The sequence below is a fragment of the Mycobacterium sp. MS1601 genome (genome assembly GCF_001984215.1).
Lineage (GTDB): Bacteria > Actinomycetota > Actinomycetes > Mycobacteriales > Mycobacteriaceae > Mycobacterium.
In genome coordinates this window covers 2,390,571-2,414,228 of the sequence record NZ_CP019420.1, presented here as the reverse complement: position 1 = coordinate 2,414,228, position 23,658 = coordinate 2,390,571, and the positions used below count along the sequence as shown (strand labels likewise).

Here is a 23,658-nt window from a genome sequence, read left to right as displayed (position 1 = left end):
GACACGACGAACACGGGGTGGATACTTTTACTTGGCCAAAAACGGATACCTCGACCTGGCCACCAGTGGGTACTTTTTCATGGCCACGGACAACGAGTGTCGGGTTGGATGTGCATGCGCTTTCGGTGGTTGCGCATGCATTCGATGAAGAAACGGGTCACGTTGAGCGGGCGCGATTGTGTCCCGATCACGGCGAGATTCTGGACTGGTTGCACCGGTTGCGGGGTCCGGTGCGGGTGGCCTATGAGGCTGGGCCGACCGGCTTTGGGCTGGCCCGGGCCTTGACTCAAGCTCAGATTGACTGCGTGGTCGCGGCTGTCAACGGTTTCTCAAAATTGACCCTCTACGGGTCTCGTAAAGTTGACCCACCTAGTCGCCTGGCGTCGGGTCAGTGACGTCGGCGGCACCGAACAGCAAGCTGTCGACGACCTGGTCGCGCCGGGCCGGGCGCGCGGTGGTGTACCTCAGCAGATCTTCGAAGTGAGAGAACACGACGACCGCTTCTTCGAACTCTGGCTCGGAACCGTGGACGACTGCTCCGTCGTCTCGCACCGCCAGGTACTCGTATCCGTTGCGAACGGAAAGCAGGATGGGTGCGTGGCGCCTCCAGAAACGGGAGACCGCGACCGCCTCATCATCCGTCGTCGCAGCCTGGATGCTCAGCAGTTCACACTCGTTCCACGCGAACGCCCCCTCCGCGCCGGTCGAGTAGTCGTCGCGGGACAAGAACCACACCGTCTCGTCTGAGCTCGACAGGAGTGAGAACGAGGACACCCAGCGGATCACCGTTTCGGGTGCCGCGCGCAGCGGGGAGGGAACGCCGTTCTCCATCGACGTCGGCGGCTCAAACGTCCACCCGGCTTCCTGCAAGCTTCCGGCGGCACTTGGGAAGAGTTCCGGCATGCTCCCAGGCTACCGATCCGCCTGGCATAGGCAGGCGGTCACCAGGTCGCGCCGGTATTGGCCCATTCCAGTGTCGACAACTTCGCCTCGATCTTCTCGAGCACCCGTGCCCAGACGCCCTGTGCGGACCACCGGTTGAAGTTCTTGTAGATCGTGTTCCAGTTCCCGAATCGCTCAGGGACATCCCGCCATGGCGCGCCGGTCCGGTATCGCCACGCGGTCGCCTCAACGACAGCGCGGCGATCCACCGGCGGACGCCCCGTCGCCTTCACGGCAGGAAACAGCGGCCCGATCACAGCCCAGGCCTCATCGGAGATCTCAGTACGCGACACGCTCCAAGCGTCACCCGCACACCACGAATCAACCTTTAGCAACACGCCCTAGTTGCGGTGATCGCGGTTGCGCGGCGGTGGCACTGACGAGCAGAAAGGGCGGCAGCCCAGCGCGGTGCGGGTTGGCGTCGCGAATTTCGGGGGTTGGAGCTGGCTCGGCCAACGCATCGGGCATTAGCCCGTGGGCGAGTAGCGCGTTGAGGTAGGTGCTCAGTGTGCGGTGGTAGTTTCCGGCTCGTCGAACGCTCTCGGGGGAAGTCGTTCGCCACAGCCCCTCGGTGAGGTAGTCGCCGATCACTCGGCGGGAGGTTCCGTGGATGCTGACGGCCTCGCTGCGAGGGGCATCGAAACACGGATGCGGAACGGTAAACACCAGTTGGCCCTGATCTTTGAGAACGCGCCTGATCGAAGCGATCGCAGCGTTCAGATCGGGGACGTTGTTGAGCGACAGTCCCGCGGTGACCCAGTCCATCGTCGAATCTCGTACCGTGCTCAGCGTTGTGCCGTCGTCGAGGCGATACTCAGGTCCGGCAGCCTGGCTGGATTCGACGGCTCGCGCGTGGTCGAGCAGCGCAGCGGTGGGGTCCACTCCCAGCGCCGCGGCACCACGTGCTGCAAGGGCGCGGGTGATGAGGCCTTCCCCGCATCCGAGGTCCAGGACGCTCAACCCTGTCAGGGATGGTGGGAGTACCGCCAGCAGGGTGTCGCGCGCGAACCGGTGCATTGGCGAACCGGCGCGCACAAGCGCTGCGTACCAGTTGGCGATGTCGTCCCAGGTCTCCTCCACCAGGGATCCACCATAGCGACTGGCCGCGGTGGGTGGAAGCCGGTAGCTCTACTAGCTGCTGGCGGAGCGGTTCTTGCCGAGCAATTCGCGGCGGGTTCGGGTGCGGTAGGAGTCGCCGGTGAGGGTGAGCACTTCGGCGTGGTGGACGAGGCGGTCGATCATGGCTGCGGCGACGACGTCGTCGGAGAACGTCTCTCCCCAGCGCCCGAACGGGAGGTTGGAGGTGACCATGATCGACCCCTGCTCGTAGCGGGAGGCAATCAACTGAAAGAACAGGTTGGCCGCATCCTGATCGAACGGGATGTACCCGACCTCGTCGATGATAATCAGCTTGTAGCGCCGGATCTTCTTCAGCTCGGCCTCGAGCTGCCCGGCGTGGTGAGCAGCGGCCAGGCGGGCGATCCAATTGCTAGCGGTATCAAAGAGCACCGAGTAGCCGGCGTGGGCGGCCTTGACCCCGAGCCCGATCGCGATGTGGGTCTTGCCAATGCCGGGCGGGCCCAACAGGATCACGTTCTCCGCCTTGGGCACGAACATGCCAGTCGCCAAATGCGCCAGCACGTCTCGCCTCAGCGACGGAAGATGGTCGAGGTTGAAGTCCTCCAACGTCTTGACCGACGGAAAGTGCGCGGTGCGAATCCGCATTGTCGTGCCGGCGGACTCACGGTCGGTCCCAGGAGCGCAGCGAGGTACTCCTCATGGGACCAGTTCTCGTCACGTGCCTGATCGGCCAGATCCTCCCAGCACCGGCTGATCGTCGGGATCTTCAACGCCCGCGTCAGATAGGCCAGCTGGGCGGGCAACCCGTCGGCGGGTATCGCCGCCAGCGGAGGGGTGTCAGCGGGCATGGGTGTCGCAACATCGGCGGGCGTGCGCTTGGCTTTGGTGGCGGTGGTCATGAACTGGTCCTTACTATGGTTGGGGCGGAATCGAAGTCGACGCCGAACAGAGCGTCGTAGTCCGGTAGGGCGCGTAGCGCCACCGGATGACCGTCGCCGTGATGACGGCGGCCGGCGGCGGCCCGGCGGGTGCGCTGATCGGCCAGCGCGGAGCGCAACCCAGAAGCAATGGCGACGTGGCTGGGATCGGTGACGACTGCGTGGGTGGCCCAGCACCGCGAGTGGCGGGCAACGACCTGGCCGTCGCAGCGCACCGTGACCTCCGCTGGGGAGGCGGTGACGTCGACGAACCGGCCGATCACCCTCGGATCGACCGAGTAATCACACGCATCGATGCGCACGTAGTAGTCCCGCGACAACCGGACCCGATGGCACAACCCAATCGGCGGGCTCACTGGAGGCAACGTCAGCATCGCCTGAGTATCGGTCTCGAACAGGTCGACCGGACGGGCACCGATCGCCCGCACGGTGCGAGTATTGGCCCGTGACAACCACTCCGAGAGTTGATCGTTGAAGTCCGACGGCGAGGTGAACCGCCTTCCGGGAAGAAACGACGTCTCCAGATAACCGTTGGCCCGTTCGACCAGACCCTTGTATTCCGGGTCCCGAGGGGGCGCCAGCTGGATGCGGGTGGCCAACGTGCCCGCGAACGCCGACGCCAACGGTGACACCCGGCCAGTGCCACCGATCGCAGCCTCGCGATCCCACACCAACGTCTTGGGCACCCGCCCCCAGGCGCAGATCAACGCCCACATCCCCGACAAGATGTCGCCACCTTGGCGCGAGGGCAGCATCACCGCGTTGATCATGCGGGAGAAGCCCAACACCATCACCAACACCGGCAGGATACGTTGTTGCCCATCGCCGACAGGGATCCGAGGCGCGGGAAACCACAAATCGCACTGGGCAATAGCACCTGGCTGGTAGACGAACCGGTCCACCGGATCAATGCCCACGTACTCCGGACGGATCCGTTGCAGCTTCTTCTTCAACGGCGACATCGAATACGGCCAACCGATCCGCTCAGCGATCACCGGCGCGGGCATCTTCGGCCACTCCACCAATAGCGCCCTAATCCGCTGCTCATGGGCATCGGCCACCGAGCCGCGCGGCGCACGCTCGTAATGGGGTGGCCGATCCGAAGCCAATGCCGCCCGCACGGTGTTCCGCGAAACGCCCAACCGGCGAGCCACCTCCCGGATCGGCACCCCCTCGGCCCGGTGCAACCGCCTGATCTGAGCCCAATCTTCCATCGACATCACCCCATCAAAAGACCACCAAGTGGGTCAGATTTACGGGACCCGCAGCGGTCTACTTTTCAGGGATCGTCAACAGCGGCACCGTCGAAACTGATCCGCCCGGCTGGGGATCGGGTCAAAACCGACGCTCGTGATGCCGCGCATCTGACCCGGCTGCTGCGGTTGGGCGAGATCACAGCGGTCACGGTTCCCGAGGCAGAGGTGGAGGCGGTGCGCGATCTGGTGCGGGCCCGCGAGGACGCCCGCGCCGATCTGATGAGGGTGCGGCACCGGCTCTCGAAGCTGCTGCTGCGCCAGGGCCGGGTGTATTCGGGCGGGAACGCTTGGACCGGAGTCCACGAAACCTGGCTGCGGCGGCAACGATTCGACGATTCCCATACCAGGGCGGCCTTCGATCATCACTTCGACGCGGTCCTGTCAGCGACTGCGGCCAGGGATCGTCTTGACGAGCAGATCGTCGCGGTCGCTGCCTCGCCGCGGTGGTCTGATCCGGTCGACCGGCTGGGGTGCTTGCGCGGGATATCCGCTTTAACAGGCTTAGCGTTGTCGGTGGAGATCGGTGACTGGACCCGGTTCAACGGTGCCTCGATTGGGGCTTACGTCGGATTGGTGCCCACCGAGTACTCCTCGGGGGCGTCGCGGGTGCAGGGGTCGATCACCAAGGCCGGCAACGCTCACGTCCGTCGATTGTTGATCGAGTCGGCCTGGCATCACCGGGCGGCCTACCGCAATCCCGGTCCTGCGATGCGAGCGCGGTGGGCCAAGGTCGACCCGGCGCTCAAGGACCGCGGTCATGCCGGCAATCGGCGGCTTCATCAGCAGTGGTGCCGGTTCAACGAACGCAAAAAGCCTCACGTCGTGGCCAACGTTGCGGTCGCCCGCCAACTGGCCGGTTGGTGCTGGTCGCTGGCCACGCTGACCTAAGCGTAGCCATCCAAACTTGATCGGAGTCGGTTGGTCGACGGCGAGGTAGGCGAGCTGGATCTGCGTTACAGCTATGAGCAACAACAGCATTCGATGAATGTTGATGTGACGCCCGTCCCTAGAGAGCAGCCACCGTTCGCGCCGAACCATCGTCTTGCGGTATCCAACCCGCGTATATCAGTCTGACACCACCGTCGTTGATCAACGACCGCCGCGGCACTGACTGACCCCGATCAAACGAAAGCCGCCCCGGCATCAAAACCGGGGCGGCTTTCACCTGCCTATTGACAAACGATGCCTACATATCAGTTGTATTCGGCAGGGACGTTGTTGACGATTCTGCTGTGAGAAGGGAGGACCTCCGGGCTTAGTGGAGATGTCTGACGTCTCTACTCACACACGGAGGTCCTCGTGCCCCACGCTAATGCCCGGTTGACCGTTCATGGCCGACAACTGCTCGTTGATCGAGTCCTCATCGATGGCCGCAAGCCCGCACACGTAGCTGCCGAACTCGGCGTCTCCCGCCAGTGCGCCTATCGATGGGTGCGCCGATACCGCGAAGAGGGCCCCGCCGGCCTGGTGGATCGGTCTTCTCGGCCTCGCCGCAGCCCGACCCGAACACCGGCTCATGTCGAGGCTGCGATCGTGGCACTTCGGCTCAGCGAACGGCGCGGCCAACAGTGGATCGGCGATGAGCTCGGGCTGTGCCCTCGAACTGTCTCGGCGGTTCTTCGGCGCCATCAGCTGCCCTACCTGCGTGACTGCGATCCGCTCACCGGTGAGGTCATTCGGGCCTCCAAAGCCACTACCCGGCGCTACGAACGGTGCCGACCAGGCGAGCTGATTCACATGGACGTCAAGAAGATTGGCCGCATTCCTGACGGTGGCGGCTGGAAAGCGCATGGCCGAAACATGAGTAGGACATCTGCACAGAAGAAGGCCCGAATCGGATTCGACTACGTCCATTCCGCCGTCGATGACCACTCACGTTTGGCGTACTCAGAAATCCTCGACGATGAGAAGGGGCAGACCTGCGCACAGTTCCTCGCCCGTGCCGCCGAGTACTTCGCACGTCACGGCGTCGCCACCATTGAGGCCGTCATCACCGACAACCACTTCAGCTACCGACACTCCCGCGACGTCGCTGCGGTCATCGCTGCGATGGACGCAAAACATCTCTTCATCAAACCGCACTGCCCCTGGCAGAACGGAAAGGTGGAGCGCTACAACCGCACCTTGCAGACCGAGTGGGCCTACCGACAAGTCTTCATCTCAAACGCCGACCGTTGCGCTGCCCTTGCCCCGTGGCTCGAGCACTACAACAATCAACGACGCCACTCAGCCATCGGAAACCAACCTCCGCGCAGCCGACTGTCACCAACCTGACTGCCGGATACACCTGATATGTAGAGGATTTTGTCAAGGGGCAGGGTGAGGCGCCGCCGGGGAGCTACCCCGACGGCGCCTCGTTGCTTCCTTAGCGAGTCTGTGTGGTGAGCGTGTCGTTGGCGACGCGCGGTCAGACTGATATACGCGGATTGGCTACCGCAGGACGGTGTTTCGGCTGGATCGCATCCGCGTGTCTAGCATCGAGCGTCGCCGCAGAGGGCTGCTCATAGGTGTGTCGCGGGTCGATCCACGCGCTTGCCACCACCGACCTCGTGAGGAAGCAGATTAGGTGGCGGTCAGTCGTCCATGACAGCCAGCGACCAGCACCAGCCGGCCAGTTCACGCGCGACCGCGACATTGGCTGTCACAGGTCGCTTGCGTCGTTCCAGGAAGCTCACCCACCTGCCATGCAGGCGGCGGTTGCCCTCGTCCCCACGAGCGCGGGCCGCCGCAGAAGCCCGATCCCACCGCGACCGCATCACCGCACCCACGTGATATCGCGGCTTGTGATGCCACGCCGCCTCGACCAACAGCCGCCGGACATGAGTGTTGCCGGTCTTGGTGATCGGGCCCTGAACCCGCGAGGAACCCGACGAAAACTCCGAAGGCACCAACCCAACGAAAGAGCCGATAGTGTTGCCGGTGAACCTGTTCCAATCACCAATCTCGACTGCCAACGCAAACCCGGTCAAGGTGTTCACTCCCCGCAGACATGACACCCGCCGCACAATCGCGGTGAATTCCCCATCGGCGGCCATCTCCTCGATCGCTGCGTCCAGCCGCCGCCGCCGGGCCTGCATCGTCAACACGTGGTCATAGTCGGCGTCGAAGGCCATCCGCGTCGCCGGCGCACTGAGCTGCGGCGCGGCGACGGTGCGTAGCCACTGATCATGGGCACCGGTCCACGCCGCCCCGCCGTAGTACACGATGCCGTGGCGCAACAGCAGCTTCGAGAGCCGATGCCGGGCCCTCATCAGATCGCCACGGCAGTCCTCGCGGGCACGCACCAGGTCACGCGCCGCTTCCTGAGCCACGCTCGGGATCGACACCGAGGTGATCTCGTCCAGACGCAACAACCGGCACAGATGCAGGGCGTCGCGGGCATCGGTCTTGACTCGATCACCGGCCGGCTTCTGCAGCTTCGACGGCGCGACGACCTCACAGCGGATCCCCGCGTCGGTCAACGCTCGCTGCAACCCAAACCCGGTCGGACCCGCCTCATAGGCCACCGCCACCGGCCCCGGCAACTCCGATATCCACGACCGAATGTCCTCATAAGAAGGGGTCAACCGGGCCTGGCGCACCTCCCCGGAGTCACTGTCGATTGCCGCCGCCGCCACTGAACGTGCGTGCACGTCCAGGCCAACACTCGTACGCTCTGTAAACACCGGGGCCTCCCACCACTGTCGGATAGACCGGGCAGGCGACTCCTACTCGGTAACCCACGAACATGGGTGCGTGGGGCCCCGGCCCGCAACCCCCAGCTCAACGCCGACGGTCACCCATACCGTCTAGCGGCTGTGGCCGCAAACGACCGCATCACGATGACCGACCCCCGCTGGCACAGGTGACCTTCAAACTCCAGGCAGCCGTGGCGCCGGGATGCTATATATGGGCCGCAATGGCTGACAGCAACGGTGGCGAACACGCTTCGCGTCGGGAGCGCATCAGGGATGCAGCTCTTGAGTTGTTCTCAGGCCAGGGGGTTTCGGCAACGACGATGCGCGACGTTGCTCAGGCTGCCGATGTCTCGGTGGGTTTGGTGCAGCACCACTTTGGCTCAAAGGACCGACTCATCCAGGCCATAGACAGCCACGTGGTGACGGTGATTGGCAGCGTGATGGCGGCGCCTCTACCCGTGTCAGCACCTGAAGCGGTTGTCGAACTCGGCCGTCGGGTGCACCTGCTGATCGCCGGACATCTGAAGGAGGTGGACTACTTCGCCCAGATGATTGTCACCGATACTGCCGCCGGGGCGGCGTTCTTCAGTGCGATGGTTGACATCATCAAGGTTCACTGGCAACAGATGGCTGACTCCAACGAGAGCTTTGCCGATCTGGATCTCACCTGGGCCGCACTCAATCCGCTGATGCTGGCGTTGGGTCCCATCATCTTGCGCCGGCACATCGATCGCCAGCTTCCCGAACCGTTCACCACCGAAACCCAGCTGACTCGCTGGGAGACTTCGGTCAACATCCTGCTCAGCCGGGGTCAGCTCCGTGACTGAGACTGCGGAGCCTGAATAACAAAGTCCGCTCACCGCCGCTACTTGTGACGCCACACGTTGAGCGTGCACCCGACGTGTTCCGCTGCGCGTGCTGGAAGTGGCAATACACTTGTATTGTTGCTGATTAGATCCATGCATAGTTATGCGTGCAGTTTGCTGTGGCGGGGTGGGAAGGGGTGCCGAGTGCAAAGTGCATTGAACAGGCCGTTGCTGTCATCGGACGGCATCACCAGTAGAGACCTAGCCTGGGCGCTGACACAGCTGGGATCTGCAGCAAAGCGTGCGCTGCGCCGCGCCCACGACGAGGCCTACCACCGCCAGAACGACCACATCAGCAGCCTGCATCTGCTGCTCGCCTTGATGGCCGAAAGAAGCGACCCCGTGGTGCGAGCGCTGCAATCCCGCACCAACGGGCTGTCGGCGCTCACCGCAGCAGTCGAGGAAGCCCAAGGGCCGCAGCGCACTCCGCGCTTCATACACCTCGTATACGCCCCCAACGCCAAGTCCATTGTTTTTCACGCCGCCCGCCGATCCAAAGCGGTAGGCAGCACCGACACCACCCCAGCGCACATGTGGTGGGCACTTAGCCGCCACCCCCACTCCCGGGCCGGGGCACTCCTGTTCCACTTCGATCAACTCGACTACGTGGAACGACTGACACAGAAGCCGTTCTGAGACAGAAACGGAAACGACTCAGTTCTGTGCAAGGGGGGACAGGATGGTGGTCGACGGTGTGTTTATGAGCTGGTTTGGCAGAACCGGATCGTGTTGGAGAACGGGTCGATGACTTCCAGGGTTGGTCCGCCTGGCGAGTCGGCGTCGATGCCGGGGTTCATGCGGCTGTATCCGGTGGCGTGGAGTTCTTTGTGCAGTGCTGCGACGTCGCTGATCGGTACCCATACGGTGGAGCCGGGGGTGCCGTCGCCGTGGTGTTCAGAGAGGTCGAGTACAAACCGGTCGCGGCGCAGTCGCATGTAGAGGATTGACTGGGCGTAGTCGAACCGGTGTTCCCACTCGATGGTGAAGTGCAGGTAATCGATGTAGAACTCGCGTGCGCGGGTTTCGTCGAGGCTACGGAGGACGGGTACAGGTGCGCTCATGCCCCGATGGCTGGGGAGGCCGGCCGCTGCGGTGTTCCAGTTCCGAAATCCGAGTTGTCGGGCCACGATCTCCAAGGCTTCGGATCGCGTGAGGTTGGCGCCGGGTAGTTGGTTGCGAAGCACGCGCGCGGCACGTTTGGCGTCGTCGAGGGTCAGGTCCATCACTCACCTACGCTTCCGGTGCCGATGTAATTCAGTGTCCGCGTTACTGAATCCCTCTGGCACCGTGGCTCGTAGACGAGTGTGGCAGCCGGATCCCGATGCGTTCACCTCACCGATGTCTCGGCGCGGACGGCGGGTCGCATCTACCCAGGCGTATGACGCTACAGGACCGTCAGTAACCCGGACAGGATCTGATCGACTGCGAATCTCCCGATGCGGGCCGGGCGATTGTCGCGAGGGGTAACGCGGCGTCGGAGGTGGTGGTGCCCCGGCATCTCAGCGTTTGCGGACACTCCGCCGCAGATCGTCGGCTCCCAGCGCCAGATCGGTCGCTGCCTCGCGGAGCGGGGCCCTGGATGCTGCCGTAAGTCCGAGCCGCTGCAGAAGTGGCACGAGCGACAGGCGGATATTGCGTTGCCACAGGTCTATTCGGCTGCGAGCGATTATCGACGAGTCGGACCGTAGAGCCAGGTCCTGGTTCTTCTCGACGTAGCTGCGCAGCCGGAGTTCGTAGGCCTCGAACGCGGCTCGCGGGCTCTCATGCCGGACCAGTTCGCTTGCGAGCACGTAGGCACCTGCGATCGCGATGCTGGTGCCCTGGCCGGACAGGAACGACGGTGCGTAAGCGGCATCACCGACCAACGCGACACGGTCGGTGCTCCACCGATCCATCCGGATCTGGCTGACGGTATCGAAGTAGAGGTCCTCGGTACCAGCCACCGTGTTGATGACATCGGCTGTGCGCCAGCGGTCGTCGGCGAACGCCGCCCGTATTGCTGCGACGGCGGTGGCCCGGTCCCGCGTGTCCACCGATCCCGGTTCGTCGTGACGGAAAGCCAGGAATGCACGCGCTGGTGTGTCAGCGGTGGGTCGTTCGACGACGACGGTCCGTCCGGCGTGCGAGTACATGAACCCGTCACCTGGTTTGAAGTTGTCGGCTGGAAGATCCCAGATGGCGGCGAGCGGCCCGAGGTGTCGGATGAACGTCTGCTCGGCGCCGAAGGCCAGGCGGCGCACATTGGAGTGGATGCCGTCGGCTCCGATCACGACATCGAACGACTGTGGCGCGCCGACCGCGAAGGTGACGTTGACCCCGGTCTCGGTCTGCTCGATGCCGGTGATCGAGTCCCCGAAGGCGTAGGTGACTCGGTCGGCGCCGACGTCGTACAGGATCTTTCCGAGTTCTCCCCGGGTGATCTCCACGTCGCCGGCGGACGTGTCGTTGAGTAGGTTGCCGAAATCCAACGTGGTCAGTCGATGTCCTCCGGGCGTGAGCAATTCGATCGGAGCGTGGGTGTACCTCGCCGCTGCGAGCTCGTCCTGCAGGCCCATCCGTCGGATGACGTCGACCGCTGTGCCGCGGACGTCAACGGGATATCCACTTGTCCTGAGGCGCTCGGCGCGCTCGACGACGGTCACCTCCCAGCCGGCCTCCGCGAGCCAAAACGCCAGGACTGGGCCGGCGATGCTTGCACCGGAAATGAGGGCGCGACGACGTGGCACCGACGGACTCCTTCAGTTTAGATACAGAGCTGTTGCTTATCTGGCCGAAGGTAGCACCACGCGATAAGCTACGCAAGTGTCCTCTAAACCGTCGCGCCGACGCGGCGCTGCACTGGAGTCCGCGATCCTCGATGCGGCATGGGATCAGTTGCTTGAGGCCGGCTACGAGAGATTCACGATCGACGCGGTCGCGAGCCGGTCGGAAACCGCGCGTTCGGTGCTGTACCGACGCTGGCCGTCGCGAACTGATCTATTGGAGGCGACGATTCAACGGCGCGGTCAGATTGACGAGATCAAGGCCCCGGACACCGGCAGTCTCCGCGGCGACGTATTCGCTGTCCTGCACGAGCTGAACAACCGGAGGTCCGGGCTCATTGGGCTGCTCACCGTTCGACTCGGTGCGTACTTCGATCAAGAGGGCGGCAGTCCCGCTCAATTTCGCGAGCTGTTCCTGTCCGGGGGTCGCTCGCTGATGGACGTGATTGTCGAACGTGCGGTTGCCCGCGGCGAACTCGGGCCAAACCCACTGCCGGACCGCGTCAAGGCACTGCCCAGTGATCTGCTCCGCCACGACCTTTTCATGTCGATGCGTCCAGCGTCCCCGCAGACGATCGCCGAGATCGTCGACGGTGTTTTTCTGCCATTGGCCACGATCCTCGCGTCCAATGTCCCCGACGCGAGTGAACACGACGCCAACGGGCTACCCGGTTGACTCTTCGACGGCCGACCAGGTTTCTCTCGAATCGGCTCGCCCTGGTGACCGTCAACGTCGGCGTCTGAAATGAAAGTAGTTGCCGCCGTGTTGAATCCAGCGATCTAACTGCACCGCGTTACAGCCGTTCGGGGTCGGGCCGCTGTCAGGCGGAAATGGCGCCCCTTCTGTGCTTCGCAGACGTCAGCGGAATTACTCGCGATGCCGACATCAATATTTGTTAACCCATCCAAATAGATTTTCTCCGTCGAATACTAATTGTAATTAACTAAATGAGATAAACGAATATCGTAATCAAAACATGTCCAATATGTGCGCGGAATTTTCGTGAATGCGAGTTACCTTTTGTTTGCTTTACCGCGGCGTGGCGCTTTGGCCATGTCGTAACCGCTAATCTCCCGGGAGAAACTATGCGATCCAATACATCCACGCTACTTCGCACTGGCGCTGTGACACCGATGGTGCTCGCCGCCGCTGTGTGCTTCGCTGGAGTAGCGAATGCGGCCACCAGCGTCAATTGGAGTTGTCAGGGCACAGTTGCCGGTGTCGCTCAGACATCGAGTATGACAACGTCGGTCGATGGCACTACCGCGCCGTCGGGTTCAGTGACTGCAGGTTCTCCACTCGCCATTACTCTCACTCCGGGGGCCTCGTCGGTCCCGTCTTCAGCATCCGGATTCACGGTCCAGAACATCAGCAATCTGAAGATGCTCATTCCGGTCCCGGCGAATTCGACATTTGTGTCCACCAGTATTTCCGGCGGAAGTGTCCCGGGCGGGGCGCCCTCGGTGGCCCTCGTGGGGTCCGACGTTGTGCTCACCATTCCTGGCCCCATCAACGGGGGTTCCTCTTTCACACCGCCGGCGGTCACTATCAACGTGACTGCTGACGCTCCCGGTACGGTCACCAGCAAGTATGCCGGGACAAGCTACTCCAGTCCCGGCATGACCATGACCACCCGGGTGACCGTGCCCATAATCGGGGGTACCAATGTCGCGACCTCGTGCTACCCGAATCCGTCCCCGACGCTCACCACGACCAACGTCACGTGAGCGACCAGGTAGCGCGGAGTACGGCTGTGATCCGCTTGGGCCCCAGTGTTTTCGGGGCACTTGGACAAACTGCCGCCGATGCCGTGATGTGAGACGCCGGTGGGCCCCGCTCAGGAGCGGGGCCCACCGGTCGTATCCGGGTTGTTTACGCTGCGGCGCCGGAAGAATCACTTCCGGACACACCGCTACCCTTTTCGGAAGCGGTGCTGTCCTTGCTGGAACCGGCGCTTTCTGAGCGGTTTTCGGAGCGGGACGACCGACTGGGCTTCGTGGACTCACCCTTCGTGCTGCGGTCGGGCCGGATGCCGCTGGTCTTGCTGGTGTCGCCATCGGATGTCCGTACCGAGGGTGTCCTCCATGCCCGCTTCGAGGCGGGCTTGGTGTCGGTATCGGCTTCTGCGGCAGGCTCTGTCGCGACGGGCTCGGTCACGATCGGTTCCGTCTCAACGGGTTCGACGGCGACAGGTTCGGTGACGGTCGGCTCGGTCACGACGAGTTCGGCGGCAGGCTCTGTCGCGATGGGATCCCCAACGGGTTCTGTAACAACGGGTTCGGTGACGGTGGTCTCGGCCGGGGTGGTCTCGGCGGCCGCGGCCGCAACGCCTGTGACACCAGAATCGGTGTCCAGGGTGATCGTCTCAACCGTCGAGGCGTCCGAAGGGAGCGCGGACGGTCCGGGATCAGCCACCTTCGCGGCAAAAGGTTGGGACATCAACGTCGTGTCCGGAGTAATCGCCTGTGCGATGGTGTTGAAACCCCTGATCAACTCGCTAAAGAGACCGTACTGGCTCAGCAGCCCGGGGGCCCCTGTGAGGGGGAACCCGTTGAGCAGGCCGTCGACGGTCGCGCCGGGAAGGGCGATGATCTCGTTGATTGCGCCCAGCCAGTCACCAGCCTGTACCGCGTCGTAGACGCCCTGGAGCTGATACGTGGTCGCCTGGACGGTGCCCAGGAAAGTGGTGATGGCTCCGAAGCCCAGCCCTCCGATGACCTGCGGAAGTACCGCGACCACATTCGCGAAGTTCTGTGCCATCTTCGTCGGGATGTCAAACAGACCGATCAGCGGGAGGCCCCCGGCGATCACAAGTCCTAGCGGTACCGTCAGCCACGTGGTCAGGCCGTTATAGATGTCCCCGTCCAGGATCTGCTGCGTCGCCGTCTTGAGCTGTGCCGCAAGCCCTTCGGGGTTGTCCAGGCTCAGGATGTTCACGATGCCTGTGATCGCGGTCTGCAATGTCGTGACCGTCAGCTCGCCGTAGCCGATTCCGTTGAGAATCAGTTGGCGCAGTATCGGCGCGGGATCATCCAGATACGTCTCGAGCAACGCGCTGCCATTTGTGAACGTGGTGCTGATGATCTCCAGCCATTGCTCGATGGGGTTGGTTGTTGCGCTGAGCGCTACCGCAGCCGTGGATATCGACTGCTCCAACGGCGCGGCGATGGTGGGCATCGGTGGATTGATCGGGGCAAGCGCTATCACGCCTGCACCCGCTACCGCAATGCCGATGTTCAGACGTGAGCGGACGGTAGCACTCATGCAATCTCCTGGTAATTGGCGGACTGGATATCCGCAAATTACCTGAGGAAAACAGTGGCGGGGCATGAATGGAAATGTCGCAACCATGCCATGGTCACTCGCAAATAAAGCAACGACAGTCCATGCAGGTAGACAAGATGGAAGTCCATGATGGCAAACTGGTCATTAAATGCAGTTAATTAAATTCGGATAATTAAATGAGAGATAATCATGTCGGTTTAACGAATTGCGCAAAGATGTTCATTTCCAACGCTAGCCGAGTTTTGGCGGCACTGAAGCCCGGAGAGCGGTCGGCCCGAGCGGTAGGACGCCCATCATCGCCTGCCTAATACGTGGGTAGGGACGTCGACCCCGCCCATGGCTAGTGCGGGTAAGGGCTCAATTCGCGCAACCGAGCCACGTGAGCTTGTTGCAGTTCAACGGTATGGCTGAGGAAACCGGCGATCAGGGAAATCTCAGCCGCGTTGTAGCTCAACAACACCTTTGCACCCTGGTCGAGCATGGGGGAGAGGAGTTCTGAGATCCGGCGATACGCGAGATCTGTGGCCACGACGATCACGCGGCGGCGATCTGTTGGATGTAGCGATCGACTGACGTAGCCGAGCTTCTCCAAGCGGTTCAGCACGATCGTGGTGCCGGCGGGGGTGAGGCCGAGCCGGTGGGCCAGAAGCCCCGGCGTTGTGACATTTTCGCGCGCGAGGAGAATGAGTTCGAGTGCACGCCGATCTGTCTCGTTGACGCCGAGCACCCTCATCAACTCGCGGGCCAAGTCGTCAACGGACCCGTGGAGAGATTCCAGTGTTCTTCTCAGTACTACAACGAGTCGAGCAAGTTCGGCTGGCATCGGACAAAAAGATCCTCCCGCCATGTGGTGGTGGCTCCGTGTGGTGGCAGCCGGCTGGGCCGACTGTCGAATCGGTCCTCCTCGCTGGCTAACCTGACTCTACCGACGGACGACAGACTGCCGCAGCAATTATCAAAGATTCCGCTCGAAACTCGACGGTTGTGCTTGCCGCCCCATCAGTTGGGCGCGGCGGCAGGGCGGACGGGCCAGTGATGCGTTGCAGGCGAGCGCATTCAGCCGGTTTTGACTTCGGATTTGAGACAGGAACTGATTGGTCTGGTACACCGACGAGGTTCGAGGATAGTCCGGACAAGGTCTGATCGATCCCGTTCTGTGGAAGCGACACAGCTCCACACCGTCTGAATCACGCACAGAACTAACGCATGTGGGCCCAGGATTCTCCATCTCTGATAACGCACCAACCAATCGAAGGGGATGTGATGCTGATCTGCATGGTCGAGCTCACTCATCTCAGGGCGGGCGTTATCCGGCTCAAAACTCCCAACCCGTTACAAGTCAGCGAGATTGAGTTGATCAACGATGTCCGACCCGCGACGTCGACACTGGCGCCACCAGCACGACCACGTAGGTTGATGCGAACTTCCCTGGTGGCGATGGCGGTCATTGCCGTGATGGCGGGAGCTTGCTCTGCAGAGCCGGCAAACGAAGAAACTCTGACAACCTCTGCACAAGCTTCGACATCGGCAAGTATCTCAGCGCCACCACCTGCGAGGATCACCATGCCGGACATCACCGGTCGTGCGGCAGGGTGGGCGGGCGTACTGAGCAGAGAGCCCGATGTTGCCGACTCGGGGTACCGAAGCAATCAGATCGTTTCGCAGAGCCCATCCCCAGGTCGAGCTATCGAGCCCACAGCGCTGATCACTCTCCGCTTCGCCGATTAGGAGACAGGTCGGTATTCGTCGATGAGGCAAACTGCACGGCAGCGCTCCAACAGGTACACGACCTGGCCGTCGACGGTCTGGCGAGTGAACCCGGCCACCGGATCGATCGTGATGACCTACGGGTGGGTGAGAAGTCATCTGAAAACACCTCGCCAGACTTGTTGCGAGCCATCCACATTGCCCCGAACGCGCACATCCTCGCCCTGGACAAGGCGGGCAGTGGCCGCCCTCGTGTGCCGACGCCGCAGGGCGCGCACTTGTAAGGGTCCTGTGATCGAGTGAGTATTCTGCAGCCCAAACACCGAGCGCGGGGGCAGGGTCACACCACATGGTCGCGGAAGTTCCGATAGTCACCTCCATCAAGCGATGGTGGCGGCAACCGGACTCGTACGGCTGGATCAGCAGCTACTTGCGCACCCGCGGCATGCTCACTGTCAGCCGCGCCCTGATCGCGTCCATCACCTCGATGCTGGCCCTCGTGTCCACGGTGCTGATGTTGAGCCCGACGGCGGTGCAGGGCAGCGGCCTGAGGCTGCTGACCTGGATCGCGATCGCGGGCATGCTGGGCTGCACGGCGCTGTGGGTGACCCGCTGGCCGACCAAGCGGCAGTCCATCGCTTTCCTCTTGGTGATCAATCTGTGCATCGCGGCGGTGTGCCAGGCACAGTCGGATCCGATGGTGGGCCTGGTCGGCTGCGTGGCATTTGCCATCACCGGCGGGTACATCGCCTGTTTCCACAGCGCCGGTTACATGGCCTACAACTTCGCCGTCGCGGTGTATGTGTGTGTGCTGCAGATACTTCGGCACGGGTTCGGGGTTGACCCCGCCGAGGTGGTGGCTGCGTTGCTGCTTGTGCTGCTGATGAACACCGGCGTGCCCTTCGGGTTGCAGGCGGTGGTGCACGTCCTGGGTATCGATCTGTTGCAGGCCCGTCACGACCCGCTGACCGGACTGCTGAACCGGCGCGCGTTCTTCGACCGTATCGAGGAATGGTTGCACTCAGGAACGACGTCGCCGCGCTATCTGGTGATGGTGATGGTGGATCTGGACCGCTTCAAACTGCTCAATGACACCAATGGCCACGCCGTCGGCGATCAGGCGCTGATCGCGGTGGGCCGCGAGTTGTCGGCCATCGCCTGTGGTCGGGTGGTCACCGGCCGGGTGGGCGGCGAGGAGTTCATGATCGCTGATTTCGTATCCACCGAGGAGCGCACACCCCTGGCGCAGAAGATCTGTGATGCGGTGGCGGCGTTGCCGTTTCCCATCACCGCCAGCGTCGGCGCGGCGGTGGGCCGGGTCGACGCTCTCGATGAGCGGGTTCGGCAGGAGTTCGTCGACGATCTGTGTGCCAAGGCCGACGCCGCCATGTACATCGCCAAGCGCTCCGGCGGTAACCAGGTCCGCCATGTCTGACAGTCGCCGCGGGATGAGGGGCGAGCCCGGAAAGAGGAGTCGAGGTCAGTCGTCGGGACGGTTGATCACGCGCAGCGGCGGACATTCGACGTAGCGCACCTGGTTGCCACCAGCCAGCCGGGCGTCGAACATGGCGACGGTCGCGATGGTCACCAGCTCGTCGAGGACGTCGTAGGAGGGTGTGTTGGTCAGGGCGCGCAGCGGTGTGCTGACCACACCGATGCTGGCGGTCAGCTTGGGCGGGCTTGCGGCGATGGCACCGCTGAGCCGGTCGGTGAGGGGGCTGACGTCGGTGGTCTGGAAGGCGTCGGCGATCAGGAACTCCTCCTCGCCCACGTGTGCCACCACCGAGCCACGGCGGGTGACGTCGCGCAGAGTCTGGGCGATGGCCACCCTGGCCCGGTCGGTCGCGACCTTGCCCTTGGTCTCGCCGAGTGCCCGGAACTGGTCCAGGGTGGTGACCACGATGACCAGGTAACGGTCGTCACCGCGGTTGCGGGCGCCGATCATTTCACTGGCCTGAACGTAGAAGGCTTCTTTGTTGAGCAGTCCGGTGGTGGTGTCGATGTCGTCGGTGAGCACATCGACCTCGAGCATCTGGACCAGCGTCTGGCAGGCCACCGGCACCGCGGCGTTGACGAGGATGACGAAGACTGCGGTTGTCAATGCGAAGACGATGTCGCGATCCATGGCCAGCTGCGTGGTTGTCACCATCAGGGTCAGGAACGCGACAGTCAGGTTGAACACCACCAGCCGGGAAGCGTGTAGCAGCCCGACGTAGGCGCTGAGGATCGCGAAGGCGGCGCCTGCGGTGGTGTTGGCCAGGATGTCTCCGCCGGTGAGGCAGGTCAGCGAGATGAGCAGGCTGGAGCACACCACGAAAGCGGTGGAGGCACCCCGGCTGGGCCAGGTGGGACGGAGCCAGAAAGCGGCCATCACCAGGCAGGCAACGCAGATGAACACCGAGGTGCCGCGACCGAAGGCATCTTGCGGGCCGACGGGACTGGTCAGCATCACCACGGGGAGCAACCCCATGACGGTCGTCGTCAGCGCCACCACACGGCACACCACAGGCTGCAACCCCTGGGCGGCCAGATAGGCCGTTACCCAGTAGTAGTGGTCAGGGTGGTGCCACCACCGCTGAAGCCCTTGTGGCATCGACTGCCTCTCACCTGGATGCGCGCCAAATCAAGGCGAGGCTACCTGGCATGTGGCGGGAAGTGTCATTTTGGGGGCAAACGTCGTCTAGATCGCTGCGAACGCCTGCCGAAGACGCGCGGCAGGCAGCCGGAGAACTTGTCGGATGCGATCAGGACACGCGTGTCAGATGCGGCTCGACGAGTTCGCAGTAACGCCGGATCATGGTCGCCACCACGTCGGCGCCCGGGGCCGCCCAGATGTCGGCGTTGAAGATCTCGACTTCGACGTCACCGGAGTAGCCGGTGGCGGCGACGGCCGCGGTGAACGCGGCGAAGTCGATGTGACCGTCACCCACCATGCCGCGCGACAGCAGCGCGTCGGCCGGCAGGGGAGTGATCCAGTCACCGATCTGGTAGCTGGTGATCCGCTGACCCGCACGGGTGATCTGCTCGGAGATGTTCGGCTCCCACCACAGATGAAAGGTGTCGACCACCACGCCCACCTGGTCGGCGGGGAACAGTTCGGCGATGTCGAGCGCCTGGCGCAGCGTAGAGACGACGCCGCGGTCCGCGGCGAAGATGGGGTGCATCGGTTCGATGCCCAGTCGCACACCGCGCTGGGCTGCCTCGGCCGCCAACGCGGCGATCGCGTCGGTGGCGCGCTGCCGGGCGGCGCTCAGATCGCGGTCACCGGCGGGCAGGCCACCGGGGACCAGCACCAGCGTGGGGGCCCCCAGCGCGGCGGTCTCGTCGAGCGCACGCAGGTTCTCCTCGTGCGCCACGCGACGTTCGGAGGCGTCGGCGACGGTGAAGAACCCGCCGCGGCACACCGAAGACACCCGCAGTCCGGACTGCTCGATCCAGCGGACGGCGGTGGCCAGGCCCACCTCGGCGACGGGTTCACGCCAGACGCCGATGGAGGGCAGACCGGCGTCGAGACAGCCGTCGATGGCGCCGCGTAGATCCCAGGATGCGGTGGTCCGCTGGTTGAGCGACAGGCGCGCCAGTCGCGGGTCGCCGGGACCGGCCGTGGTGACCCGGGCCGACAGGCCGGACGGCACATCGAGAACCTCGGTCATCGGGAGATGCCCTGTACGTCCAGCCATGCCGTCATCCGCCTACTCGCCAGTTCCGGATCACGAAGCAGCCCAGCGTCATTGGCCAAGCAGAACACCCCCGACAGGTGCACGGCGCTGCGTGCGCTCTGCAGGCCGGCGATCATGGTGAAACCGGGCTGCAGGCCGTTGAGCCACGCCAGGAACGCGATTCCGGTTTTGTAGTGGTAGGTGGGCGCGGTGAAGATGTGCCGAGACAGTGCCAGGGTGGGGTTCATGGCGGCGTCGTACCCCGCGACATCGCCGCGGTCCAGCGCGGCCAGCGCGGCCGAGGCGGCAGGCGCCACCGCGGCGAACGCACCCAGCAGGGCGTCGGAGTGATGGGTGCCGTCCCCGCGGATCAGTTCCGGGTAGTTGAAGTCGTCGCCGGTGTAGAGGCGCACGCCCTCGGGCAGCGCTGCGCGCAGACCGATCTCGTGATCGGCGGACAGCAAAGAGACCTTCACCCCGTCCACCTTGTCGCGGTGTTCGTGCACCAGGCCGACGAATGTGGCTGTGGCCGAGTCGATGTCGCAGGAACCCCAGTAGCCGCGCAGCTGCGGGTCGAAAGCCTCACCGAGCCAGTGCAGGATCACCGGCCGGGAGGCCTGTTCGAGCAGGTGGCCGTACACCTGGAGGTAATCCTCGGCACCGCGGGCAATGCCGGCCAGGTGCCGCGACGCCATCAGTATCACCTCGGAGCCGGTGCTCTCCACGAACTCGACCTGCTCGGTGTAGGCGTCGATAACGCTTTGCACGGAAGTAAGGGTGGCGCAGTGGTCGGTGCCCGCGCCGGAGGCGATGCGGGCGCCGCAGCCGAGAGCCTGTGCGGCGCTGCGCCGGATCAACTCCTGGGTGGCCGACCAGTTCAAGCCCATGTTGCGCTGGGCGGTGTCCATGGCCTCGGCGACGCCGAAGCCGTAGCGGAACAGGTCGCGCCGGAACGCCAGGGTCGAGTCCCAGTCGACCGCAGCGGGAGCGCCGGGAACGTTGTCTCCCCGCGGATCTGCGGCGACGTGCGCGGCGGCGAAGGCCACCCGGACGGCAAATCCGTCCGGGTGTTCGGTCCAGTCTGGCGGGGCCGTCACGGTGACGGTTTCCCAGCCTCCGTCGGCGGTGGGCAGTGTGACGGTGTCGGCGCCCAAGGTGACCGTCATTTGCCCAGCTTCTTCAGCTCGACGCGGCGGCCTTCGGCCGAGGACGTCAGACCGGCTTCGACCAACTGCAGTCCACGCACCGCGGACATGAAGTCATAGGGGTGGGGGCGGCCGTCGAGAACGTCGGTCAGATACTGCTCCCACTGGGCGCGGAAACCGTTGGTGAAGGTCTGGTTGTCCGGGATCTCATCCCAGTCTGAGCGGAAGTCGTGATCGGTCGGAAGATCCGGATTCCACACGGGTTTCGGCGTGCGCACTCGGGGCTGGATGCGACAGCCGAACAGTCCTGCGACGGCGGAGCCGTGCGTGCCGTCGACCTGGAACTCGACGAGTTCCTTGCGCTCCACCCGAACTGCCCAGGATGAGTTCATCTGGACGATGGCGTCGCCGACCTCGAAGATGGCGTAGGCGGCGTCGTCGGCGGTGGCCTCATATGGCCGGCCCTGCTCATCCCAGCGCTGGGGAATGTGGGTGACGGCCTTGGCTATCACTGAATCCACCCGGCCGAACAGGTGCTCGATCACGTAGTTCCAGTGGCAGAACATGTCCAGCACCATGCCGCCGCCGTCGGCCGCGCGGTAGTTCCAGCTGGGGCGCTGTGCCGGCTGCAGGTCACCCTCGAACACCCAGTAGCCGAATTCGCCTCGGACCGAGAGGATCCGGCCGAAGAAGCCGGAATCGATGAGCCGTTTCAGCTTCACCAGGCCAGGCAGGTAGATCTTGTCGTGCACCACGCCATTGACGGTGCCCGCTGCGGCGCCCGCCTCGGCCAGCTCCAGTCCTTCCTCGACGGTCTCGGCCAGCGGCTTCTCGGTGTAGACGTGCTTGCCTGCAGCCAGGGCCTTGAGGATGGCCTTCTTGCGCTCGGAGGTCACCTGGGCGTCGAAGTAGATCTGGGTGGTCTCGTCGGCCAGGGCGTCATCGAGTGAGGTGGTGTATTCGGCGATGCCGTGGTGGGCAGCCAGTTCGGCGAGCTTGGCGGCGTTGCGCCCGACGAGCACCGGCTCGACCTGGATGCGCCGGCCGTCGGGCAGCTCCAAGCCGTCTTCATCACGGATGGCCAGAATCGACCGAACGAGGTGCTGGCGATAGCCCATGCGTCCGGTGACGCCGTTCATGATGATGCGGATGGTGTCAGCTGTCATGCGCTTAAGGTAAGCGCTTTCCAATTGATCGGCAAGAGTCGGCTCGGGTGATGTGCTGACTCAGTGATGCAGTGCCGGCGTGCTCTCGCGTAGTACCACCGTGCTCTTGACGCGTCGGATCCGTGACTGCGGGCCGGGCTCCTGGAGCACCAGTCGCAGGGCTTGCGCGCCGATCTCGGTGAGCGGGATCTGCACTGTGGTCAAGCGCGGAGTCACGTCGCGCAGGGTGACGATGTCGTCGAACCCGGCCAGTGCGACGTCGCCGGGAACCGAGATGCCGTGGTCACGGAAGGCCGCCATGGCGCCTACGGCCATGATGTCGTTGACGGCGAACACACAATCGATCTGATCGAGGTGCTCGATCAGCGTCTCCGCCGCGCGGTAGCCGCCGTCCCTGGTGAAGTCGCCATGGACCACCAGATTCGGTGCTGGGGACAGCTTGGCTGCGGTGAGGCCTCTGCGGTAGCCACCAGCTCGGTCGACCGCAGTCAGAAAATGGGGCGGACCTGCAAGAATCGCATGCCGGCGATATCCGAGGCGGATGAGCTCAGTGGCCAGATCGCGGGCGCCGGACTGGTTTTCCACCACAATGGTGTCGGTGTCGAGGCGGTGCTGACTCACCAGCACCGCCCGGCCACCCCCACCCTCGAAGGCGGCCACTTCCTGGCCCAGCGGACCGCGACGGTCGGTGTTCGCATCGCGGCTGCCCACGATGATGACACCCTGCGCGCGTTGGGCTCGAAAGTTCGCCACATGGGCCACTTCTCGCTCCATCGAGCGACCGGTGCTGGCCAAGGTGACCAACAGGCCCTCTTGGTCGGCGGCATCGATGACGCCGGCGGCGATGCTGGCGAAGTACGGATCGGCGATGTCGTGGACGATCAGGCCGATCACGTTCGTGCGCCCCCGAGCCATGGCCTGGGCCTGGGCATTTGGCGTGTAGTTGAGCACCGCCGCCGAGGCCAGAACCCGCTCCTGTAGCTCCTTGCGCACTTTGCGTTCGCTGCCGTTGAGGGCGCGCGAGGCGGTGGCCAGCGAAACACCAGCGTGCCGCGCCACATCCTCGAGGGTGACCAGCCCACGTCGGTCAGCTTTCATGTCGAACCCTTTCGAAATTGCTCCAATGAAACCACCGCGGGGTAGTGGCGGCACCGACATGACAGGCGACGTGCGG

At 63.9% G+C, this 23,658-nt stretch carries 20 protein-coding genes and 3 pseudogenes; 7 read left to right on the top strand and 16 right to left on the bottom strand.

The window, feature by feature from the left end:
* Positions 1 to 65: 65 nt before the first annotated feature.
* Positions 66 to 317: pseudogene (locus BVC93_RS33950) on the top strand (hypothetical protein); the annotation flags it as partial.
* Between the two features lie 52 nt (positions 318 to 369).
* Here the strand turns inward: BVC93_RS33950 and BVC93_RS11805 are convergent.
* The 5 genes and pseudogenes from BVC93_RS11805 to istA form a co-directional block, all read right to left on the bottom strand.
* Complete coding sequence (locus BVC93_RS11805; RefSeq protein WP_157516876.1) at positions 370 to 903, bottom strand: hypothetical protein; 534 nt, start codon at positions 901 to 903, stop codon at positions 370 to 372.
* Positions 904 to 941: 38 nt separating this feature from the next.
* Positions 942 to 1,235, bottom strand: a complete 294-nt coding sequence (locus BVC93_RS11800) for a transposase (protein ID WP_192860273.1) — start codon at positions 1,233 to 1,235, stop codon at positions 942 to 944.
* Between the two features lie 28 nt (positions 1,236 to 1,263).
* Positions 1,264 to 2,022: a class I SAM-dependent methyltransferase gene (locus tag BVC93_RS11795; protein ID WP_192860272.1), complete on the bottom strand. Its 759-nt coding sequence runs from the start codon at positions 2,020 to 2,022 to the stop codon at positions 1,264 to 1,266.
* 51 nt (positions 2,023 to 2,073) lie between these two features.
* Positions 2,074 to 2,870: pseudogene (gene istB, locus BVC93_RS11790) on the bottom strand (IS21-like element helper ATPase IstB).
* Positions 2,871 to 2,917: 47 nt separating this feature from the next.
* Positions 2,918 to 4,183, bottom strand: a complete 1,266-nt coding sequence (gene istA, locus BVC93_RS11785; protein ID WP_192860271.1) for an IS21 family transposase — start codon at positions 4,181 to 4,183, stop codon at positions 2,918 to 2,920.
* A gap of 72 nt (positions 4,184 to 4,255) precedes the next feature.
* On the opposite strand from istA, the pseudogene BVC93_RS11780 reads away from it, so the two are divergent.
* Positions 4,256 to 5,104, top strand: a pseudogene (locus tag BVC93_RS11780) (IS110 family transposase); the annotation flags it as partial.
* A gap of 411 nt (positions 5,105 to 5,515) precedes the next feature.
* Positions 5,516 to 6,490, top strand: coding sequence for an IS481 family transposase (locus BVC93_RS11775; protein WP_083737371.1), 975 nt, complete (start codon positions 5,516 to 5,518; stop codon positions 6,488 to 6,490).
* 299 nt (positions 6,491 to 6,789) lie between these two features.
* On the opposite strand, the gene BVC93_RS11770 is transcribed toward BVC93_RS11775, so the two are convergent.
* Positions 6,790 to 7,881 carry an IS110 family transposase gene (locus BVC93_RS11770; protein ID WP_083737369.1) on the bottom strand — a complete coding sequence of 364 codons (1,092 nt, stop codon included), beginning with the start codon at positions 7,879 to 7,881 and terminating at the stop codon, positions 6,790 to 6,792.
* A gap of 179 nt (positions 7,882 to 8,060) precedes the next feature.
* Between BVC93_RS11770 and BVC93_RS11765 the strand changes: the two genes are divergently transcribed.
* Complete coding sequence (locus BVC93_RS11765) at positions 8,061 to 8,720, top strand: TetR/AcrR family transcriptional regulator (RefSeq protein ID WP_236950331.1); 660 nt, start codon at positions 8,061 to 8,063, stop codon at positions 8,718 to 8,720.
* A gap of 183 nt (positions 8,721 to 8,903) precedes the next feature.
* The gene (locus tag BVC93_RS11760) at positions 8,904 to 9,395 is read left to right on the top strand and encodes a Clp protease N-terminal domain-containing protein (RefSeq protein WP_192860270.1); all 492 of its coding nucleotides are present in this window, start codon (positions 8,904 to 8,906) and stop codon (positions 9,393 to 9,395) included.
* A 62-nt stretch (positions 9,396 to 9,457) separates the two neighbouring features.
* Here BVC93_RS11760 and BVC93_RS11755 read toward each other — a convergent pair whose 3' ends face one another.
* Together BVC93_RS11755 and BVC93_RS11750 are read right to left on the bottom strand one after the other, a co-directional pair.
* Positions 9,458 to 9,982 (bottom strand): glyoxalase superfamily protein, encoded by a 525-nt coding sequence (locus tag BVC93_RS11755; RefSeq protein WP_083737365.1) that lies wholly within the window; start codon positions 9,980 to 9,982, stop codon positions 9,458 to 9,460.
* A gap of 276 nt (positions 9,983 to 10,258) precedes the next feature.
* A complete protein-coding gene (locus tag BVC93_RS11750) occupies positions 10,259 to 11,485 on the bottom strand; it encodes an FAD-dependent monooxygenase (protein WP_083737363.1) in 1,227 nt (408 codons plus the stop codon).
* A gap of 76 nt (positions 11,486 to 11,561) precedes the next feature.
* Here BVC93_RS11750 and BVC93_RS11745 point away from each other — a divergent pair, with 76 nt between their 5' ends.
* The gene (locus tag BVC93_RS11745; RefSeq protein ID WP_083737361.1) at positions 11,562 to 12,197 is read left to right on the top strand and encodes a TetR/AcrR family transcriptional regulator; all 636 of its coding nucleotides are present in this window, start codon (positions 11,562 to 11,564) and stop codon (positions 12,195 to 12,197) included.
* Positions 12,198 to 12,747: 550 nt separating this feature from the next.
* Here the strand turns inward: BVC93_RS11745 and BVC93_RS11740 are convergent.
* The 3 genes from BVC93_RS11740 to BVC93_RS11730 form a co-directional block, all read right to left on the bottom strand.
* Positions 12,748 to 13,104: a hypothetical protein gene (locus BVC93_RS11740; RefSeq protein WP_157516872.1), complete on the bottom strand. Its 357-nt coding sequence runs from the start codon at positions 13,102 to 13,104 to the stop codon at positions 12,748 to 12,750.
* A gap of 290 nt (positions 13,105 to 13,394) precedes the next feature.
* Positions 13,395 to 14,786 (bottom strand): hypothetical protein, encoded by a 1,392-nt coding sequence (locus BVC93_RS33060; protein WP_157516871.1) that lies wholly within the window; start codon positions 14,784 to 14,786, stop codon positions 13,395 to 13,397.
* Between the two features lie 361 nt (positions 14,787 to 15,147).
* Positions 15,148 to 15,555, bottom strand: coding sequence for a MarR family winged helix-turn-helix transcriptional regulator (locus tag BVC93_RS11730; RefSeq protein ID WP_236950330.1), 408 nt, complete (start codon positions 15,553 to 15,555; stop codon positions 15,148 to 15,150).
* 1,308 nt (positions 15,556 to 16,863) lie between these two features.
* Here BVC93_RS11730 and BVC93_RS11725 point away from each other — a divergent pair.
* Positions 16,864 to 17,949, top strand: a complete 1,086-nt coding sequence (locus BVC93_RS11725) for a GGDEF domain-containing protein (protein ID WP_083737355.1) — start codon at positions 16,864 to 16,866, stop codon at positions 17,947 to 17,949.
* Positions 17,950 to 17,994: 45 nt separating this feature from the next.
* Here the strand turns inward: BVC93_RS11725 and BVC93_RS11720 are convergent, their stop codons facing one another.
* From BVC93_RS11720 to BVC93_RS11700, 5 genes are all read right to left on the bottom strand, one after another.
* Positions 17,995 to 19,107, bottom strand: coding sequence for a GGDEF domain-containing protein (locus BVC93_RS11720; protein WP_083737353.1), 1,113 nt, complete (start codon positions 19,105 to 19,107; stop codon positions 17,995 to 17,997).
* Between the two features lie 151 nt (positions 19,108 to 19,258).
* The gene (locus BVC93_RS11715) at positions 19,259 to 20,194 is read right to left on the bottom strand and encodes a sugar phosphate isomerase/epimerase family protein (RefSeq protein WP_236950329.1); all 936 of its coding nucleotides are present in this window, start codon (positions 20,192 to 20,194) and stop codon (positions 19,259 to 19,261) included.
* Positions 20,164 to 21,339 carry a dihydrodipicolinate synthase family protein gene (locus tag BVC93_RS11710; protein ID WP_083737349.1) on the bottom strand — a complete coding sequence of 392 codons (1,176 nt, stop codon included), beginning with the start codon at positions 21,337 to 21,339 and terminating at the stop codon, positions 20,164 to 20,166. Before BVC93_RS11710 ends, BVC93_RS11715 begins: the two co-directional genes overlap by 31 nt.
* Positions 21,336 to 22,484 (bottom strand): Gfo/Idh/MocA family protein, encoded by a 1,149-nt coding sequence (locus BVC93_RS11705; protein ID WP_192860269.1) that lies wholly within the window; start codon positions 22,482 to 22,484, stop codon positions 21,336 to 21,338. The genes BVC93_RS11710 and BVC93_RS11705 overlap by 4 nt, the downstream gene beginning before the upstream one ends.
* Before the next feature lie 60 nt (positions 22,485 to 22,544).
* Complete coding sequence (locus BVC93_RS11700; protein ID WP_083737347.1) at positions 22,545 to 23,582, bottom strand: LacI family DNA-binding transcriptional regulator; 1,038 nt, start codon at positions 23,580 to 23,582, stop codon at positions 22,545 to 22,547.
* Between the last annotated feature and the right edge of the window lie 76 nt (positions 23,583 to 23,658).